Genomic DNA, 1,301 nt, shown 5'->3' on the forward strand with positions numbered 1-1,301 from the left:
CAGATCCTGGAGCTGCGCTTTGGAGAGCGCTCGGTGCTGAAGTGTAAGGATTGTGGGGGCGAGCTTCTGCTGCTGGAAACTTATCCCGGAAAGCGGGCGCCGCCTGTAAATCCATTGGCCGGAATGGGCCAATGACGGTGTTTTGTGGATCTTTTCGAAATACGCCCCGGAGCGTAAATGGGAAAGCTATGTCCGGTCGCCAAAACCGCCTGCCCAGAGGAGCCCCTTGCTGCCGAAAACAGGGTCAAAGCAGAAGCTATTTGGCCGGCATAGTCGGTTTTGCAGCCAAAACCGGGCTTGAAAGTCCAACAGCACCACCCCAAACGCCTTCCGAAATGGAAACAAAAAACCGATTGAAAACACTATTCGAAAATAGTTAATTAACAGTCGGTTAAGCCAGGAGCAGTGTTTAGTTCAACAAAGCCTCCAATGCCAAGCGTATGCAAGCAACGCTTGATTAGAGGCTAAGTGTTAGCACCTGGTGTTTCAATTCATCCTATTGTACTTAATTTTCATTTCAATTGAGTCAAGTAAGTTTTTCTTTGCGAAAATCACAATCTCTTCCTCTGTTATTTTCATTCTAATGTTCTCCCTGAAAAAGTAATTGAAAAATCTTGCCCATTTTGTCTTTTTCATATACTCAAAATTTCCAGTTTCTGAATCGAGTCTAATATATCTTTTCCTCACCAATAACTCAATCTTTTCAATCAATGCGGTAGCGTTATTAAATGATGTGATTTTTAAAACACCATTTCGATTAATTGAGGTCATAATTATTGAGTAAAGAATTGGAAATACAAATTGTAGAATCCAAGATGAATCATAAATCAATAATCGGGGATTTCCTGTTATTAGTGTGTATGTAAAAATCAATCCGTTAAACAGAATGAGCATTAATCCCAATAGTAGAAATGTTTCCTGAAGTGAAATTTTATAAAAAGTCTTTTCTATTTTCATAAATCGTTGTTTTTAATTGCATAAGTTCTGTTAATGTTCAAGGATGTCGTTTTTCCACACTTGGTGCTAACGGTCAGTGTATGTTGCGTACCGGTTTTCAATGTGGTTTTCCGTCCGATAGGACTGGGAAAACGATTGTAAAACCGGGGACCGGGAACCACAGGCCCCGGTATGCAATATACATATTGTTGAACTAAACCCGCTTTGCGGGAGCTTATTGCACAGCTAAAAATAGGAATAGTTGGCGGTATGTTGCGACTTTCGTGCTTTTAAATTTTAAACAAATTGATTATGAGCAGAAAGTCCTACCTGGAGCAGGCCTGCGAGGCTGTTCCCGAGTTCAA

Annotated in this window: 1 protein-coding gene; it reads right to left on the bottom strand. The window is 41.0% G+C overall.

Features of this window, described 5'->3' with window-relative positions; genetic code table 11:
- Positions 1–486: 486 nt before the first annotated feature.
- Positions 487–957 (bottom strand): hypothetical protein, encoded by a 471-nt coding sequence (locus C8N47_RS18590; RefSeq protein ID WP_107824077.1) that lies wholly within the window; start codon positions 955–957, stop codon positions 487–489.
- Between the last annotated feature and the right edge of the window lie 344 nt (positions 958–1,301).

Source organism: Mangrovibacterium marinum (assembly GCF_003046625.1).
Taxonomy (GTDB): Bacteria; Bacteroidota; Bacteroidia; order Bacteroidales; family Prolixibacteraceae; genus Mangrovibacterium; species Mangrovibacterium marinum.

What these genes read in the sequence shown, in the direction of transcription:
- C8N47_RS18590 (WP_107824077.1), bottom strand. Translation starts at nt 957, where the DNA reads ATGAAAATAGAAAAGACTTTTTATAAAATTTCACTTCAGGAAACATTT.